Raw genomic sequence first — 17,519 nt, forward strand, 5'->3', positions numbered from 1 at the left:
GAGGATCCGGTTCACCGCCTGAGTCCTGGAGAAGGCGAGGACTTGAGCATGGGATCCACTTCCGCCGAGAACCGTTTTTCCGACAGCACCGGCGCACAGGGCGTCGGCCGCCGAGATCTGATCAAGAGGTCGGCCGCACTCGGCCTGATCTCCGTTCCGGCCATGAGCTTCCTGTCGGCCTGTGCGAGCAGCGACAGCGGCTCGGACAAGAAGGCCAAGGCGGGCACGAAGACCGCGAAGAACCCGCTGGCGGTGAACGACACCGCACAGATGGAGTTCGTGCTCTTCGACGGCGGCTTCGGAAAGGAGTACGCCGAGGACGCCGTCAAGATCTACGAGCAGAACTTCCCCAAGGCGAAGGTCAAGTTCTCCGCCACCCAGAAGATCCAGTCGACGCTGCAGCCCCGCTTCAACCAGGGCACCCCGCCGGACCTGATCGACAACTCCGGTGCCGAGCAGATGGACATGGGTGTCCTCGTCGGCAAGAAGCAGCTCAGCGACCTCACCCCGCTGCTGGACGCGCCCTCCTACGACGACCCGTCGAAGAAGGTCCGCGACACCTTGCGGCCCGGCATCGTCGAGATGGGCCAGTTCGACGGCGACCCGGTCTGGATCATGTACTACGCCTACACCGTGTACGGCGTCTGGTACTCGCAGAAGGCCCTGGACGCGCTCGACGAGAAGTACCCCGAGACCTGGGACCAGATGCTCGCGGTCTGCGAGAAGGCCAAGAAGAAGGGCATGGCGGGCTGGACCTACGCGGGCAAGTACCCGTACTACCTCCCGTTCTCGCTCTACCCGATGATCGGCAAGGTCGGCGGCCGTGAGGTCCTCGACGCGATCGACAACCTGGAGCCGAACGCCTGGAAGCACCCGGCTGTGAAGGCCTGTTTCGACGCCTACTACGAGCTGTTCAAGAAGGGCTACATCCTCAAGGGCACGCCCGGTATCGACCACATCCAGTCGCAGACCGCGTGGGCGGAGGGCAAGGCGCTGTTCATCCCGAACGGCTCCTGGGTGGAGAACGAGTCCGCCAACGTCATCCCCAAGGACTTCAACCTCGCCGTCTCCGCGCCGACCGGCATCGACAGCTCCGACAAGATGCCCTTCGGCACCATCTGGGCGTCCGGCGGTGAACCCTTCATCGTCCCGGCCAAGGCGGCCAACGCGGCGGGCGGCATGGAGCAGTTGCGCATCATGCTCAGCGAGGCCTCGTCGAAGAACTTCACCAGCAAGGTGAAGTCACTGACCGCGTACAACGGCGGCACCGACGGGATCACCCTCACGCCGGGCCTCACCTCCGGTGTGGCGGCGCTGAAGCTGGCCGGCGACAACGTGCTCAACCCGCGCCTTCAGGACTGGTACGTGCAGTTGCAGAAGGAGCAGATCGGTGTGGCGGGTCTCGGCGAGATGATGGCCGGACGGGCCACCCCGGCCGAGACCATCAAGAAGATCCAGGGCTTCGCCGACGCGGCGGCCAAGGACACGTCGATCAAGCACTACAAGCACCAGTGAGGATCCGTCACCAGCGGCGGCGCCCGCCCAGAGAACGGGGTCGGTAGCAATGCAGCACGGCAAGTACCGGTTCATCGTGGGGTTCCTGACCGTTCCCCTCGGGCTGTACGTGCTTTTCGTCGTATGGCCCTTCATCCAGTCCATCTACTATTCGTTCACGGACTGGACGGGGCTGAGCCCGGAATTCAAAATGGTCGGCTTCGACAACTACAAGAGAATGTTCCACGACGAGATCTTCTGGAAATCGTTGCAGCACAGTCTCCTGTTCGCGTTGGTGCTGCCGCTGGTGACGATCAGTCTGGCGCTGTTCTTCGCTTTCATGATCAATGTGGGCGGACGGCGCCGGACGGGCGGCCCGGTGGTCTCGGGCGTCCGCGGCTCCTCCTTCTACAAGATCGTCTATTTCTTCCCGCAGGTCCTCTCGATCGCGATCGTCGCCCTGTTGTTCGCCTTCGCGTACAACCCGGACAGCGGCGCGATCAACTCCTTTCTCCGCGGGATCGGACTCGGCAGCATCCAGCCGCTGTGGCTCGGCGATCCGAGCCTCGCGCTGTGGTGTGTGATGGCGGTCCTCGTCTGGTCCACGGTCGGCTTCTTCGTGGTCCTCTTCTCCGCCGGTATGGCGTCCATTCCTGCGGAGTTGTACGAGGCGGCGCTGCTCGACGGCGCCAACCGGATGACCACGTTCTTCCGCCTCACCCTGCCGCTTTTGTGGGACACCGTGATGTCCGGCTGGGTCTACATGGGCATCCTGGCGCTGGGTGCCGAGTCGTTCGCGGTCGTACAGATCATGACGACCGGACCGGGCGGTCCCGACTACTCGACCACCGTCATGGTCCTGTACGTGTACCAGAAGGCGTTCCGAGACGGACAGGCCGCCTACGCGACCACCATCGGCGTCGCCCTGCTCGTCGTCACGCTGGCCTTCGCGGCGATCGTGATGCGACTGGGCCGCCGTGAGCGGCTGGAGTTTTGATCACATGAAGACGACCGAGACCCCCGCCCCCGTGCCGGCCGAGCCCGGTGTCCCCGTCGCCAAGGTCGGCACATCCGCCGGGGACCCGCCGAAGCGGAAGAAGAAGAAAGAGGGCAGAGTCCTCAATGTCTTCTCGCACGGCATGCTCATCCTGTGGGCCTTCATGGTCGTCCTGCCGCTCCTCTGGGCGGTGATGACGTCCTTCAAGAGCGACAGCGCCATCTTCAGCTCGCCCTGGGCACTGCCGGACAAACTGCACTTCGACAACTGGGCGCGCGCCTGGACCGACGCCAACATGAGCGACTACTTCTTCAACACCATTCTGGTGGTGGGTGGTTCACTCATCGGCACGCTGGTGCTCGGTTCGATGGCCGCGTACGTGCTCGCCCGGTTCGACTTCCCGGGCAACCGCTTCATCTACTTCCTCTTCATCGGCGGCATGAGCTTCCCGATCATGCTGGCCCTGGTCCCGCTGTTCTACGTCGTCAACAACATGGGGTTGCTCAACACGATCCACGGGCTGATCCTGGTCTACATCGCGTACTCGCTGCCGTTCACGGTCTTCTTCCTGACCGCGTTCTTCCGCACGCTGCCCACCTCGGTGGCGGAGGCGGCGTTCGTGGACGGGGCCTCGCACACCCGGACGTTCTTCCAGATCATGCTGCCGATGGCCAAGCCGGGCCTGATCAGCGTGGGGATCTTCAACTTCCTGGGGCAGTGGAACCAGTACATGCTGCCGACGGTCCTGAACACCGACCCGGACAAGCGGGTCCTCACCCAGGGCCTGGTGCAGCTCGCCGCCAGCCAGGGCTACAAGGGCGACTGGTCCGGTCTCTTCGCCGGTCTGGTGATGGCGATGCTTCCGGTACTTGCTGCATACATCGTCTTCCAGCGTCAGGTGGTGCAGGGGCTGACGGCGGGAGCTCTCAAGTAGCGCCCCGCTAGGGGCTCGTGCGTGCCGCTCCAGGCCTCTGGGGCGGCCTGCACGCATGTGTGCAACTACCCGGATGCGGTTCAACCTCTTGACGGGAGGCGGCCCTAACGGCTCAGCTTAGAGTTCACTAGTTGGACATAGACGGGGCCTCATCGATGCGGTCCCGCGCGCAGGAGGTCGTCGTGGAGACTCCGGGGTCGCAGTCGTCGCTGCACCGAGCGAATCTAGAGCGGGTCGTGCGAGCGGTGCGGCTGGCCGGGTCGCTCACGCAGGCGGAGATCGCGAGGACGACGGGTCTGTCCGCTGCGACGGTCTCCAACATCGTGCGCGAGCTCAAGGACGGCGGAACGGTCGAGGTCACCCCCACCTCGGCGGGCGGTCGCCGGGCCCGCAGCGTGTCGCTGAGCGGGGATGCCGGCATCGTCATCGGTGTCGACTTCGGGCACACGCATTTGCGCGTCGCGGTCGGGAATCTCGCCCATCAGGTGCTGGCCGAGGAGTCCGAGCCCGTCGACGTGGACGCCTCCTCCACGCAGGGCTTCGACCGGGCGGAAGAGCTGGTCAACCGGCTGATCGCGGCGACCGGAGTGGACCGTTCCAAGATCGCCGGGGTGGGCCTCGGCGTACCCGGGCCGATCGACGTGGAATCGGGCACCCTGGGCTCCACCGCCATCCTCCCGGGCTGGACCGGCACCAGACCCGCCGAGGAGCTCGGCAGCCGTTTGGGCGTACCGGTGCACGTGGACAACGACGCCAACCTCGGCGCCCTCGGTGAGCTGGTCTGGGGCAGTGGCCGGGGGGTCAGGGACCTGGCGTACATCAAAGTCGCGAGCGGGGTCGGCGCGGGGCTGGTCATCAACGGCAAGATCTACCGGGGCCCGGGTGGCACAGCGGGAGAAATCGGGCATATTACTCTTGATGAGTCCGGCCCTGTCTGCCGTTGCGGAAACCGGGGCTGTCTGGAGACCTTCACGGCCGCGCGCTATGTGCTGCCGCTCCTCCAGGGCAGTCACGGCACCGACCTGACCATGGAAGGAGTCGTACGGCTGGCGCGGGACGGAGACCCGGGCTGTCGTCGGGTGATCGCCGACGTCGGCCGACACATCGGCAGTGGAGTCGCCAATCTCTGCAATTTGCTGAACCCGAGCCGAGTGGTCCTCGGTGGCGATCTCGCCGAGGCCGGTGAGCTGGTGCTCGGGCCGATCAGGGAGTCTGTCGGCCGCTATGCGATCCCCAGTGCGGCGCGTCAACTGTCCGTTCTCCCGGGTGCACTTGGAGGCCGTGCGGAGGTGCTCGGAGCGCTCGCTCTCGCACTAAGCGAGATGGGCGATTCGACCCTTTTGGACGGGTCGCTGACTGCGGCCACACCTGCCTTCACTTAGAGAACGCACGACGCCGTTGCCATCTCGTTAAGTATTTACTTCTTGACGTCGCACGCGTGGCCGAGTTGACTTCCAGCCACCTCGGCCGCAACGACGCGGCCTCGTCAGGGAGGTTACAAAGTGAACACGCGTATGCGTCGTGCCGCCGTTGCAGTCATCGCCACCACGATGGCGGTCTCGATGGCCGCCTGTGGCAAGGCCGGCGACGACAAGAAGTCCGACAGCAGCTCCTCCAGCTCCTCGGGCGGCACCAACGCCAAGATCGGTCTGCTCCTGCCCGACAGTGTCACCACGCGGTACGAGAAGTTCGACAAGCCGTACTTCGAGGCCAAGGTCAAGGCGCTCTGCGCCGGCTGCACCGTCGAGTACAACAACGCCAACGCCAGCGCGGCCACCCAGGCCCAGCAGGTCAGCAGCATGATCACCAAGGGCGTCAAGGTCATCGTGATCAGCGCCCAGGACTCCGCCGCGATCAAGTCCTCGATCCAGCAGGCGGTCAACAAGGGCATCAAGGTCGTCGCGTACGACCGTCTGGCCCAGGGCCCGGTCTCCGCGTACGTCTCCTTCGACAACGTGCAGGTCGGCAAGCTCCAGGGTGAGGCCCTCCTCGCCTCGCTGGGCTCGAAGGCCACCACGAAGTCGAAGATCGTCATGATCAACGGTGACGACGCCGACCCGAACGCCGCGATGTTCAAGAAGGGCGCCCACGAGGCCCTCGACGGCAAGGTCGACATCGCCTACGAGCAGTCCGGTCTGTGGAAGGACACCATCGCCGGGCAGAAGATGTCCGCGGCCATCACGCAGCTCGGTGCCAAGAACATCGCGGGCGTCTACTCCGCCAACGACGGCATGGCCGGTGGCATCGCCACGGTCCTCAAGGGCGCCAAGATCAGCGGCATCCCGCTGACGGGCCAGGACGCGGAGCTCGCCGGTATCCAGCGCATCGTCGCCGGTACCCAGTCCAGCACCGTCTACAAGGCCTTCAAGCCGGAGGCCGAGGCCGCCGCCACGCTCGCCGTGGACCTGGCGCAGGGCAAGAGCATCACCTCGCTCGCCACGACCACCCAGACCAGTGGCTCCGGCGACAAGGTGCCCTCGCAGCTGCTCGTCCCGGTGTCGGTCACCAAGGCCAACATCAAGGACACGGTCATCAAGGACGGTCTCTACACCGTCGCGCAGATCTGCACCTCGGAGTACGCCGCGGCGTGCAAGACGGCCGGTCTGCAGTAACCACCGCCCAGCGGTGACAAAGCCCCTTCGGCGTCCGCCCCACCTTCAAACCCCGCTGTGGGGCGGGCGCCGATCGGAACCCGTGCGAACGCAGCCGTTGCCAACTGGCATCGGCCGCGCGCATGTTCATCTTGTAAATCTGTGCCTAGGCACAACCCTCCGCGGCTTTTGACAAGCGCGGCATCCCCGCCGGTCAGGCGGCGAAGGAGATGGTTCACGTGTCCGCTACGCCCGTGCTGGCGTTGCGCGGAGTCTCCAAGCGATTCGGTGCGGTGCAGGCCCTCACCGACGTAGAGCTGGAGGTCCACCCCGGAGAAGTCGTCGCACTGGTCGGCGACAACGGCGCGGGAAAGTCCACCCTGGTGAAGACCATCGCCGGGGTACACCCCATCGATGAGGGAGTCATCGAATGGGAGGGCAACCCGGTCAGCATCAACAAGCCGCACGACGCCCAGGGACTCGGCGTCGCGACGGTCTACCAGGACCTCGCGCTGTGCGACAACCTCGATGTCGTCGGCAACCTCTACCTCGGTCGTGAGCTGCTTCGCCGTGGCGTCATCGACGAGGTCACGATGGAGAAGAACTCCCGCGAGCTGCTGAGCACGCTCTCCATCCGCATCCCGAGCGTGCGCATCCCGATCGCCAGCCTCTCCGGTGGCCAGCGACAGGTCGTCGCCATCGCCCGCGCGCTGATCGGTGACCCCAAGGTCGTCATCCTCGACGAGCCCACCGCCGCCCTCGGCGTCGAGCAGACCGCGCAGGTCCTCGACCTGGTCGAGCGGCTGCGCGAGCGCAACCTCGGCGTCATCCTCATCAGCCACAACATGGCCGACGTCAAGGCGGTCGCCGACACCGTCAACGTGCTGCGGCTGGGCAAGAACAACGGCTCCTTCCCGGTGAAGGACACCAGTCAGGAAACGATCATCGCCGCGATCACCGGTGCCACGGACAACGCCGTGACCCGTCGTGCGGTGCGCAGCACGGAGGCGGCAAAGTGAGCGACACGTCAGGCACCGTGAAGAAGGACGCGGTCGAACCGACCGCCGCGGCCCCGGCCGACGACCCCACGGCAGCGGCCGGTGCCGCCACCGCCCTCGACCCGCGTCTGCTGGTCCGCGAAGAGGGCTACAAGGGCTACGTCACCGAGTTCAAGCGCAAGGTCAAGGGCGGTGAACTCGGCTCCCTGCCGGTCATCGCCGGCCTGATCGTCATCGGCATCATCTTCCAGTCGCAGAACAGCCGGTTCCTGAGCGCGGACAACCTGTCCAACATCAGCTACTACCTGTCGGCCACCGGCATGCTCGCCATCGGCCTGGTCTTCGTGCTGCTGCTCGGCGAGATCGACCTGTCCGTCGGCTCGGTCAGCGGTCTGGCGTCCACCCTGTTCGCCGTCTTCGTGGTCAACCACGGGATGAACGGCTGGCTGGCGCTGGTCCTGACCATCGTCACCGGCGTAGGCATCGGCGCGCTGCACGGCTTCTTCTTCGCGAGGATCGGCGTACCGGCGTTCGTCGTCACCCTGGCCGGCTTCCTCGGCTGGAACGGTCTGATGCTGTGGCTGCTCGGTTCGAGCGGCACCATCAACATCCCGGACGAGGGCCCGGTGCACCTGCTCGGCCAGGGTTCCTTCTTCATGGACCAGTCGATCGCCGGCGCCTACATCCTGGCCGCGCTCGGCGTCGGCTCCCTGGCCTACGGTTCGCTCGTCGAGCAGCGCCGCCGCAAGGCCGCCGGGGTGCCCTTCCGGCCCACCAGCGAGATCGCGCTGCGGGTCGGTCTGCTCGCCGTGGCCGCGTTCGTCACCGCGGCGGTGCTGAACTCGTCGGCCGGTGTCTCCAACTCGCTGGTGATCTTCCTCGCCTCCCTGGTGATCGTGGACTTCGTGCTCCGCCGTACCCCGTACGGCCGCAAGGTCTTCGCGGTCGGCGGCGGCATCGAGGCCGCGCGCCGTGCCGGTATCAACGTGTCCATGATCCGTATCACCGTGTTCGCCATCTCCGGCGGCTTCGCGGCGGTCGGCGGTATGTTCTTCGCCGGCCAGACCCAGAGCGCCACGCTCAACGCCGGCGGCGGCAACACCCTGATGCTGGCCATCGCGGCGGCGGTCATCGGCGGGACGAGCCTCTTCGGTGGCCGCGGCACCGTCTGGTCCGCCCTGCTGGGCATGCTCGTCATCCAGTCGATCCAGACCGGTCTCGACCTGCTCAACATGAACACGTCGATCCAGTACATGATCACGGGCGGCGTTCTGCTCGGCGCGGTCGTCATCGACTCGGTGTCCCGCAAGAGCCAGAAGGCGGCAGGTCGCGGCTGACCTGCGCCCTTCCCGACCAGTGCCCGGTACCGATCGCGGTACCGGGCACCGTCATGCGGTGGGAAAGGTCGTAGGAAAGCCTGTTCTTGGGTACAGCCGATCGCGTGACGTATGACGCACAGCCCGGGCGCGGTCCGCAAAGGCGGAACATTAGACTCGACAAGCCCGGCAACAGCTCGATCAGCTCTACTCGCAAGGAGGCACGGGTGCCGCTGCTGACCCGCATCAGGGGACCGCGCGATCTGGACCGGCTCAGCCTGGAGCAGCTGGACCAGCTGGCCGAGGAGATCCGGACCTTCCTCGTCGACGCCGTCTCCAAGACCGGCGGCCACCTCGGCCCGAACCTCGGTGTGGTCGAGCTGACCATCGCCCTGCACCGCGTCTTCGAGTCGCCGAAGGACCGGGTGCTGTTCGACACCGGCCACCAGTCCTACGTCCACAAGCTGCTCACCGGCCGCCAGGACTTCTCCAGGCTGAAGATGAAGGGCGGCCTCTCCGGCTACCCCTCCCAGGCCGAGTCCGAGCACGACGTCATCGAGAACTCGCACGCCTCGACGGTCCTCGGCTGGGCCGACGGCCTCGCCAAGGCCAACCAGGTCCTCAAACGCGACGACCACGTGGTCGCGGTCATCGGTGACGGCGCCCTGACCGGCGGTATGGCCTGGGAGGCGCTGAACAACATCGCCGACGCCAAGGACCGCCCCCTGGTGATCGTCGTCAACGACAACGAGCGATCGTACGCACCGACCATCGGCGGCCTCGCGAACCACCTGGCGACCCTGCGGACCACCGACGGCTACGAGCGCTTCCTGGCCCGCGGCAAGGACCTCCTGGAGCGCACTCCGGTCGTCGGCAAGCCCCTCTACGAGACGCTGCACGGCGCGAAGAAGGGCCTGAAGGACTTCATCGCCCCGCAGGGCATGTTCGAGGACCTCGGCCTCAAGTACGTCGGCCCGATCGACGGCCACGACATCGAGGCGATGGAGTCCGCGCTCGCCCGCGCCAAGCGGTTCGGCGGCCCGGTGATCGTCCACGTCCTCACCGAGAAGGGCCGCGGCTACCAGCCCGCCCTCCAGGACGAGGCCGACCGCTTCCACGGCATCGGCCCCATCCACCCCGACACGGGCCTGCCGATCAAGGCCTCCGGCGCCGACTGGACCTCCGTCTTCGGTGACGAGATGGTCGCGCTCGGGCAGGAACGCCAGGACATCGTCGCGATCACCGCCGCGATGCTCCAGCCGGTCGGCCTGAAGAAGTTCGCCGACGCCTTCCCGAACCGGATCTACGACGTCGGCATCGCCGAGCAGCACGGCGCCGTCTCCGCGGCCGGCCTCGCCACCGGGGGACTGCACCCCGTCTTCGCCGTCTACGCCACCTTCCTCAACCGCGCCTTCGACCAGGTGCTGATGGACGTGGCGCTGCACAAGTGCGGGGTGACCTTCGTCCTGGACCGGGCCGGCGTCACCGGCACCGACGGCGCCTCCCACAACGGCATGTGGGACATGTCGATCCTCCAGGTCGTCCCGGGTCTCCGCCTTGCCGCCCCCCGCGACGCCGACCAGGTCCGCGCCCAGCTCCGCGAGGCCGTCCAGGTCAAGGACGCGCCGACCGTGGTCCGCTTCTCGAAGGGCGCGGTCGGCCCGGCCGTACCCGCCGTGGGCCGGATCGGCGGCATGGACGTGCTGCGCGCGCCCGGCACCGACGCCCCGGACGTCCTGCTGGTCTCGGTCGGCGCGCTGGCGCCCATGTGCCTGGAGATCGCCGCGCTGCTCGACAAGCAGGGCATCTCCACCACGGTCGTCGACCCGCGCTGGGTCAAGCCTGTCGACGAGGCCATGGCCCCGCTCGCGGAGCAGCACCGGGTGGTCGTCACCGTCGAGGACAACTCCCGTGTCGGCGGCGTCGGTTCGTCGATCGCACAGGCCCTGCGCGACGCCGGTGTGGACGTTCCGCTCCGCGACTTCGGCATCCCGCCGCGCTTCCTCGACCACGCCTCCCGCGCCGAGGTGATGACGGAGATCGGCCTCACCGCGCCGGACATCGCCCGCCAGGTCACCGGTCTGGTCTCCAAGCTCGACGGGCGCTTCGACCGCCCCACCGCGGAGGCCGACTCGGTGGAGTCCGCACGCGACTGAGGCACGGCCGCGCCGCCGAACGGGCCGCTTCCACCACTCGTTGCAGTGGTGGAAGCGGCCCGTTCGCGTGAATCCGCCCGCGCCGGGGCATACGGAGTACGCCCCCTCTCGATCATGTCGAGGACGCCAAGCGTGGGAGGTACACCCGTGAGCAGCACCCTCTTCCGGACGAAGAGAGTCGAACAGTCCATCCAGGACACCGAGGAACCGGAGCACGCGCTCAGGAAATCCCTCTCCGCCCTGGACCTGACCGTCTTCGGCGTCGGTGTCGTCATCGGCACCGGCATCTTCGTCCTCACCGGTACCGCCGCCAAGAACAACGCCGGCCCGGCGGTCTCCCTCTCCTTCGTCGTGGCCGGCGTCGTCTGTGCCCTCGCGGCGCTCTGCTACGCCGAGTTCGCGTCCACGGTTCCGGTGGCGGGCTCCGCGTACACCTTCTCGTACGCCTCGCTGGGCGAACTCCCCGCCTGGACCATCGGCTGGGACCTGGTCCTCGAACTCGCCCTCGGTACGGCGGTGGTGGCGGTCGGCTGGTCCGGCTACATCCACTCGCTGCTGGACAACGCGGGCTGGCACCTGCCCGAGGCGCTCAGCGGCCGGGACGGCGCCCACGGCTTCGGCTTCGACATCCTCGCCGCCGCGCTCGTCCTCGTCCTCACCGCGATCCTCGTCCTCGGTATGAAGCTCTCCGCGCGGGTGACCTCCGTCGTCGTCGCCATCAAGGTCGCCGTCGTCCTCGTGGTGATCGTCGCGGGCGCCTTCTTCATCAAGGGCGACAACTACAAGCCGTTCATCCCCAAGGCACAGTCGGTGGAGGCGGGCGGCAACCTCAAGGCCCCGCTCATCCAGCTGATGTTCGGCTGGGCGCCCTCCAACTTCGGCGTCATGGGCATCTTCACGGCCGCCTCCGTGGTCTTCTTCGCCTTCATCGGCTTCGACGTCGTCGCCACCGCAGCCGAGGAGACCCGCAACCCGCAGCGCGATGTCCCGCGCGGCATCCTCGGCTCACTGATCATCTGCACCACGCTGTACGTCGCGGTGTCGGTCGTCGTCACGGGTATGCAGAAGTACAGCTCGCTGTCGATCGACGCACCCCTCGCGGACGCGTTCAAGGCCACCGGACACCCGTGGTTCGCGGGCCTGATCAGCTTCGGCGCCGCGATCGGCCTGACCACGGTGTGCATGATCCTGCTCCTGGGCCAGGCCCGCGTTTTCTTCGCGATGAGCCGCGACGGACTCCTGCCCCGCTTCTTCTCGCACGTCCACCCGCGCTTCCGCACCCCGTACCGCCCGACCATCCTCCTCGGTGTGGTCATCGCGATCGTCTCGGGTTTCACGAGCCTCAGCGAACTCGCCGAACTGGTCAACATCGGCACCCTGTTCGCCTTCATCGTGGTCGCGATCGGCGTGGTCATCCTCAGGAACAAGCGCCCCGACCTGCCCCGCTCCTTCCGCACCCCCCTGGTCCCGGCCCTCCCCATCGTCTCGGTCCTGGCCTCCCTCTGGCTGATGCTCAACCTCCCCACCGAGACCTGGCTCCGCTTCGCCATCTGGATGGCGATCGGCTTCGCCGTGTACTTCTTCTACGGCCGCACCCACAGCCGACTCGGACAGCAGCAGGCGGCGGAGGCGGGCGAGTCCGCGGCCCCGCCGAGCGGAAAGAGCCTGTAGGCACACCAGTTGGTCGTCCGGCCCCGTAAGTCCCGCTCGGCCCAGGGGACTTACGGGGCCGGATCGCGTAGGTCAGCCCCGTACGCTGCGCGGCCCGGTGACCTCCGCGCCCAACTCCGTGACCCTGCGCCGCAGTTCCCGATCAGCGGTCACCACCAGGCACGGTCGGCCGACGGCCTCGGCGACCAGTTCGACCATCCGGTCGTCGCCGCTGCCGGGGGCCGAGTCCACCCGTACGCCCGAGACGGACGCCACACCATGAGCCGCGCCCTCCACGACGAGGACGAGTTCCACGGGGTCCGTGCGGCCCGGCAGACCGTCGCTCGCGAGCCGGTCGCGGAGGCGCTCGGCGGCACCCTTGCGGTCCCGCCACCAGCCGTCGGGCACCGACCCGACGACGTTCGCGCCGTCGACGATCACGAGCAGGGGAGTGTCCTCGTCCATGGGGACAGGGTCCCATGGGGGTGCGGGGCCTTCGGCCGTGAAAGGACCCGCCCCGCGCGAAAGAACCCGCCCCAATTACAGTGAACCGGTGAACGGCGACTGGCTCCTACGCGGCCGTGACGGCCGGCTCAGTGTCTATCTGCCCTCGGGCGACGCCGTCCTGTGCCGGGCGGAACGCGGCCCCGACGGCCTCTGGGGTGCCCCGCGCACGGTGGGCGGCGACCAGAAGCTGCACCCCGGGCTGCTCGGCATCGGGCAGGGCGCGGACGGCTACGCCCACCTCGTGTCCTGGCGGCCCACGCTGCCCGGCGAATCCGGCCTGGTCCACTCCACGCACTTCCGGCCCCGGCTCACCGCCCTCGACTGGAACCCGGTCGGTCACCCGGACAAGAAGGGCGACCGCACCGGTGTCCCGGCCGTCGCGGTCGACGCGGAGGGGCGGGCCCATCTCTTCGTGCGCAACGCGGCGGGCGGGGTGAGCATGCTGGCCCAGCGGGAGAAGGGCGGCTGGGATCCGTGGCGCGACCTCAAGGGGAACGACGTCCACGAGGACCTGGCCGCGGTGACGGGGGAGTCCGGCACGGTCGAGCTGTACGCGGCGGTGCCCGGCGCGATCCTGCACTGGCGCCAACTCGAGCCGGGCGGGCAGCCGGTCCTGGAGGAGGCGATGGAGGCCGCGATCAGACCGGGCACGCTCCGCGCGCTGGCCACCTCCCCGGAGACGACCACCCTCTACTACACGGATGACTCCGGCGACCTCTGCGCCTGGCGTCCCGGCGGCAAACCGCTCGCCCTGCTGGCCTCCGCGGGCCCGGGTCCGGTCTCCGTCGTCCGCTGTGAACTCGACGGTCATGACTGCACGTTGCTCGCCCAGCGCTCGGCCAGCGGCCGGGTCGCGTTCGCCGCGTACCCCACGGAGCAGGAGGCGGCGGGCGCCTGGTGGACCGAGTCGGGCCCCCAACTCCCGGCGGACGCCGGGGTCTCCCTCGCCCTGGACGAGAACGACCGGGTAGTCGCCGCGACGGTGTCCCCGTCCACCGGCCAACTCCTGGTCACCCGGCGGAAGGACGAGCCGGGCCTGGCCCTGGAGGCCTGGCGCGAGGTGTGAGTGCGCCATGATGACCATCGTGGACACCGAATCACTCATCGCCGCGTGGCGGCTCATCCTCGACGGCTCCGAAAAGCCGTGGGTCCTGTTCGAGCACGGCACGTGCGTGCTGCTGGAGGAGCCCGACGGCGATCCCGCCGAACAGGCCACCGGGATCCTGCGCGAGTTCGGCCCCGTACAGGTGGCGACGTCGGCGGGCGACTTCCGGGTACTTGAACTCAAGAACAGCGAGGGCTGGTTGGTGACTAGCCATCACCGGGACGTCGTCACCTTCGTCGCGACGGACGAGCCCGACGACCCCTCGCATCTGGCCGTCGGCATCCACGGCCGGTCGAAGCGTGACCAGGACGGCACCGAACTGCACGTCGTCCACGTAGAGGACGTCCCCTGACATGCCGGTGCCCGGTACATCGGCCGATGTACCGGGCACCGTACGAAGGGACTAGGCCGGAACGCTCGCCAGACCCGGCGCCAGGAACGGCTTGCCGTTCACCCGCACCGAGACACCCTCGCGGTCCAGGTACGGCGTGATGCCGCCCAGGTGGAAGGGCCAGCCGGCGCCCGTGATCAGGCACAGGTCGATGTCCTGCGCCTCGGCGACGACACCCTCGTCCAGCATGAGACCGATCTCCTGCGCCACCGCGTCCAGGACCCGGTCCCGCACCTGCTCCTCGGTCAGCACGGAGTCGCCCTGCTGGAGCAACGCGGCGACCTCGGGGTCGAGTTCGGGCTTACCGCTGTCGTAGACGTAGAAGCCGCGCTTGCCCGCCTTGACGACGGCCGCGAGGTTCGGGGAGACCGTGAAGCGGTCCGGGAAGGCCCGGTTGAGGGTCTCCGAGACATGCAGTCCGATGGCCGGACCGACCAACTCCAGCAGAACCAGCGGGGACATGGGCAGACCGAGTGGCTCGACCGCCTTCTCCGCCACCGCCACCGGGGTGCCCTCGTCGATGACGTTCTGGATCTCGCCCATGAAGCGGGTGAGGATGCGGTTGACGACGAACGCCGGGGCGTCCTTCACCAACACCGCTGTCTTCTTCAGCTTCTTGGCCACCGCGAACGCGGTCGCGAGCGAGGCGTCGTCCGTCTGCTCGCCGCGCACGATCTCCAACAGGGGAAGAATCGCTACGGGGTTGAAGAAGTGGAAGCCCACGACCCGCTCGGGGTTCTTGAGCTTCGACGCCATCTCCGACACCGAGAGGGACGAGGTGTTGGTCGCGAGGATCGCGTGCGCCGGGGCGACCGCCTCGACCTCCGCGAACACCTGCTGCTTGACGCCGATCTCCTCGAAGACGGCCTCGATGATGAAGTCGGCGTCGGAGAAGCCCTCGGCCTTGTCCAGCACACCGGTGACCAGGGCCGTGAGGCGGTTGGCCTTGTCCTGGTTGATACGGCCCTTGCCGAGCAGCTTCTCGATCTCGGCGTGGACGTAGCCCACACCCTTGTCGACGCGCTCCTGGTCGATGTCCGTGAGGACGACCGGCACTTCGAGGCGGCGCAGGAAGAGCAGGGCGAGCTGCGAGGCCATCAGACCGGCGCCGACCACACCCACCTTGGTGACCGGACGCGCGAGGGACTTGTCCGGCGCACCCGCCGGACGCTTGCCGCGCTTCTGCACGAGGTTGAACGCGTAGATACCGGCGCGCAGTTCGCCACCCATGATCAGGTCGGCGAGGGCCAAGTCCTCGGCGTCGTAACCCTGTTGGAGGTCGCCGTTCTTCGAGGCCTCGATGATGTCGAGCGCGCGGTAGGCGGCCGGGGCCGCGCCGTGCACCTTGGAGTCCGCGACGAAACGGCCCTTGGCGACGGCCTGGTCCCAGGCCTCGCCGCGGTCGATCGCCGGACGCTCGACCTTGATCTCGCCCTTGAGGACGTTCGCCGTCCAGATCAGCGACTGCTCCAGGAAGTCCGCGCCCTCGAAGAGCGCGTCCGCGATCCCGAGGTCGAAGACCTGCTGGCCCTTGAGCTGCTTGTTCTGGTTGAGGCTGTTCTCGATGATCACCGAGACGGCCTTCTCGGCGCCGATCAGGTTCGGCAGCAGCGTGCAGCCGCCCCAGCCGGGAACGAGGCCGAGGAAGACCTCGGGGAGGGAGAAGGCCGCGATGTGCTTCGAGACCGTGCGGTACTCGCAGTGCAGACCGACCTCGACGCCACCGCCCATGGCCGCGCCGTTGTAGTACGTGAAGGTCGGTACCGCGATGTCCGCGAGGCGCTTGAAGACCTCGTGGCCGCCCTTGCCGATGGCGAGCGCGTCGTCGTGGTTCTTGAGGAGCTCGACGCCCTTCAGGTCCGCGCCGACCGCGAAGACGAACGGCTTGCCGGTGATGCCGACACCGACGATCTCGCCGGCCGCGGCCTCCTTCTCGACCTGGTCGATGGCGGTGTTCAGATTCGCCAGCGAGGCCGGGCCGAAGGTGGTCGGCTTGGTGTGGTCGAAGCCGTTGTCCAGCGTGATGAGCGCGAACCGCCCGGCGCTGTACGGCAGTTCGAGGTGGCGGACGTGCGCGGACGTCACGACCTCGTCCGGGAACAGCTCGGCCGCACCCTTCAGAAGCTCGGTGGTGGTGCTCACTTGTCCCCCTCGAAGTGCGGGTTCTCCCAGATGACCGTGGCGCCCATGCCGAAGCCGACGCACATCGTCGTCAGGCCGTAGCGGACGTGTCGCTGCTCCTCGAACTGGCGGGCCAGCTGCGTCATCAGGCGCACGCCCGACGAGGCCAGCGGGTGGCCGAAGGCGATCGCGCCGCCGTACTGGTTGACGCGCTCGTCGTCGTCCGCGATGCCGTAGTGGTCCAGGAAGGCCAACACCTGTACGGCGAAAGCCTCGTTGACCTCGAAGAGGCCGATGTCACCGATACCGAGGCCCGCCTTGGCGAGCGCCTTCTCGGTCGCCGGGATCGGGCCGTAGCCCATGACCTCCGGCTCGACGCCCGCGAAGGCGTACGACACGAGGCGCATCTTCACCGGCAGGTTGTGCTCGCGCGCGAAGTCCTCGCTCGCGATGATCGACGCGGTGGCACCGTCGTTCAGACCGGCCGCGTTGCCGGCGGTGACCCGCCCGTGGACGCGGAACGGCGTCTTCAGACCAGCCAGGTTCTCCAGGGTCGTCCCCGGACGCATCGGCTCGTCGGCGGTGACCAGACCCCAACCGGTCTCGCCCACCTGCTCGTTGGTGTTGCGCACCGAGATCGGCACCAGGTCCTGCTGGATCTTGCCGTTGGCGTACGCCTTGGCGGCCTTCTCCTGCGAGCGCACCGCGTACTCGTCGGCGCGCAGCTTGGTGATGTGCGGGTAGCGGTCGTGCAGGTTCTCCGCCGTCATGCCCATGAACAGCGCGGAGTCGTCGACCAGCTTCTCGCTCACGAACCGGGGGTTCGGGTCCACGCCCTCGCCCATCGGGTGGCGGCCCATGTGCTCGACACCACCGGCGATGACGGCGTCGTAGGCACCGAAGGCGATGGAGCCCGCGGTGGTCGTGACGGCGGTCAGCGCGCCCGCGCACATGCGGTCGATCGAGTAACCGGGCACCGACTGCGGCAGCCCGGCGAGAATGCCCGCGGTCCGCCCCAGGGTCAGCCCCTGGTCACCGATCTGCGTGGTCGCCGCGATGGCGACCTCGTCGATCTTCGCCGGGTCCAGCCCGGGGTTGCGGCGCAGCAGCTCCCGGATCGCCTTCACGACGAGGTCGTCGGCCCGGGTCTCGTGGTAGATGCCCTTCGGGCCCGCCTTGCCGAACGGGGTACGGACGCCGTCTACGAAGACGACGTCCCTGACGGTACGAGGCACGATTGGCTCTCCTCCAGGGTGCGG

Annotated in this window: 14 protein-coding genes; 11 read left to right on the forward strand and 3 right to left on the reverse strand. The window is 67.9% G+C overall.

The features are described 5' to 3' along the window. The first annotated feature begins 48 nt into the window (after positions 1-48). The 9 genes from ngcE (at position 49) to OC490_RS37550 (ending at position 12,157) form a co-directional block, all read left to right on the forward strand. Entirely contained in the window at positions 49-1,515 is a 1,467-nt protein-coding gene (gene ngcE / locus OC490_RS37510; RefSeq protein WP_262062511.1) for an N-acetylglucosamine/diacetylchitobiose ABC transporter substrate-binding protein, read from the forward strand. A gap of 49 nt (positions 1,516-1,564) precedes the next feature. Beyond that, positions 1,565-2,491, forward strand: a complete 927-nt coding sequence (locus tag OC490_RS37515) for a carbohydrate ABC transporter permease (RefSeq protein WP_262062512.1) — start codon at positions 1,565-1,567, stop codon at positions 2,489-2,491. Between the two features lie 4 nt (positions 2,492-2,495). Then, entirely contained in the window at positions 2,496-3,425 is a 930-nt protein-coding gene (locus tag OC490_RS37520; RefSeq protein WP_262062513.1) for a carbohydrate ABC transporter permease, read from the forward strand. Between the two features lie 182 nt (positions 3,426-3,607). Further along, positions 3,608-4,807, forward strand: coding sequence for an ROK family transcriptional regulator (locus tag OC490_RS37525; RefSeq protein ID WP_262062514.1), 1,200 nt, complete (start codon positions 3,608-3,610; stop codon positions 4,805-4,807). Between the two features lie 132 nt (positions 4,808-4,939). Beyond that, the gene (locus OC490_RS37530) at positions 4,940-6,037 is read left to right on the forward strand and encodes a sugar ABC transporter substrate-binding protein (protein ID WP_262062551.1); all 1,098 of its coding nucleotides are present in this window, start codon (positions 4,940-4,942) and stop codon (positions 6,035-6,037) included. Between the two features lie 209 nt (positions 6,038-6,246). Continuing rightward, positions 6,247-7,035 (forward strand): ATP-binding cassette domain-containing protein, encoded by a 789-nt coding sequence (locus tag OC490_RS37535; RefSeq protein ID WP_262062515.1) that lies wholly within the window; start codon positions 6,247-6,249, stop codon positions 7,033-7,035. Continuing rightward, entirely contained in the window at positions 7,032-8,351 is a 1,320-nt protein-coding gene (locus OC490_RS37540) for a sugar ABC transporter permease (RefSeq protein ID WP_262062516.1), read from the forward strand. Before OC490_RS37535 ends, OC490_RS37540 begins: the two co-directional genes overlap by 4 nt. 206 nt (positions 8,352-8,557) lie before the next feature. Beyond that, positions 8,558-10,486 carry a 1-deoxy-D-xylulose-5-phosphate synthase gene (dxs, locus tag OC490_RS37545; protein WP_262062517.1) on the forward strand — a complete coding sequence of 643 codons (1,929 nt, stop codon included), beginning with the start codon at positions 8,558-8,560 and terminating at the stop codon, positions 10,484-10,486. 147 nt (positions 10,487-10,633) lie between these two features. Continuing rightward, a complete protein-coding gene (locus OC490_RS37550) occupies positions 10,634-12,157 on the forward strand; it encodes an amino acid permease (RefSeq protein ID WP_262062518.1) in 1,524 nt (507 codons plus the stop codon). Positions 12,158-12,229: 72 nt separating this feature from the next. On the opposite strand, the gene OC490_RS37555 is transcribed toward OC490_RS37550, so the two are convergent. Continuing rightward, on the reverse strand, positions 12,230-12,601 hold the full coding sequence (locus OC490_RS37555) for an NTP pyrophosphohydrolase (protein WP_262062519.1): 372 nt from the start codon (positions 12,599-12,601) through the stop codon (positions 12,230-12,232). Positions 12,602-12,689: 88 nt separating this feature from the next. On the opposite strand from OC490_RS37555, the gene OC490_RS37560 reads away from it, so the two are divergent. Continuing rightward, positions 12,690-13,709: a hypothetical protein gene (locus tag OC490_RS37560; RefSeq protein WP_262062520.1), complete on the forward strand. Its 1,020-nt coding sequence runs from the start codon at positions 12,690-12,692 to the stop codon at positions 13,707-13,709. A gap of 7 nt (positions 13,710-13,716) precedes the next feature. Next, entirely contained in the window at positions 13,717-14,100 is a 384-nt protein-coding gene (locus OC490_RS37565; RefSeq protein ID WP_262062521.1) for a hypothetical protein, read from the forward strand. Between the two features lie 51 nt (positions 14,101-14,151). Here OC490_RS37565 and OC490_RS37570 read toward each other — a convergent pair whose 3' ends face one another. Further along, positions 14,152-16,281, reverse strand: a complete 2,130-nt coding sequence (locus OC490_RS37570) for a 3-hydroxyacyl-CoA dehydrogenase NAD-binding domain-containing protein (protein ID WP_262062522.1) — start codon at positions 16,279-16,281, stop codon at positions 14,152-14,154. Next, positions 16,278-17,495 (reverse strand): thiolase family protein, encoded by a 1,218-nt coding sequence (locus tag OC490_RS37575; protein ID WP_262062523.1) that lies wholly within the window; start codon positions 17,493-17,495, stop codon positions 16,278-16,280. The genes OC490_RS37570 and OC490_RS37575 overlap by 4 nt, the downstream gene beginning before the upstream one ends. Positions 17,496-17,519 lie beyond the last annotated feature (24 nt).

Source organism: Streptomyces sp. STR69 (assembly GCF_024519455.1).
Lineage (GTDB): Bacteria > Actinomycetota > Actinomycetes > Streptomycetales > Streptomycetaceae > Streptomyces.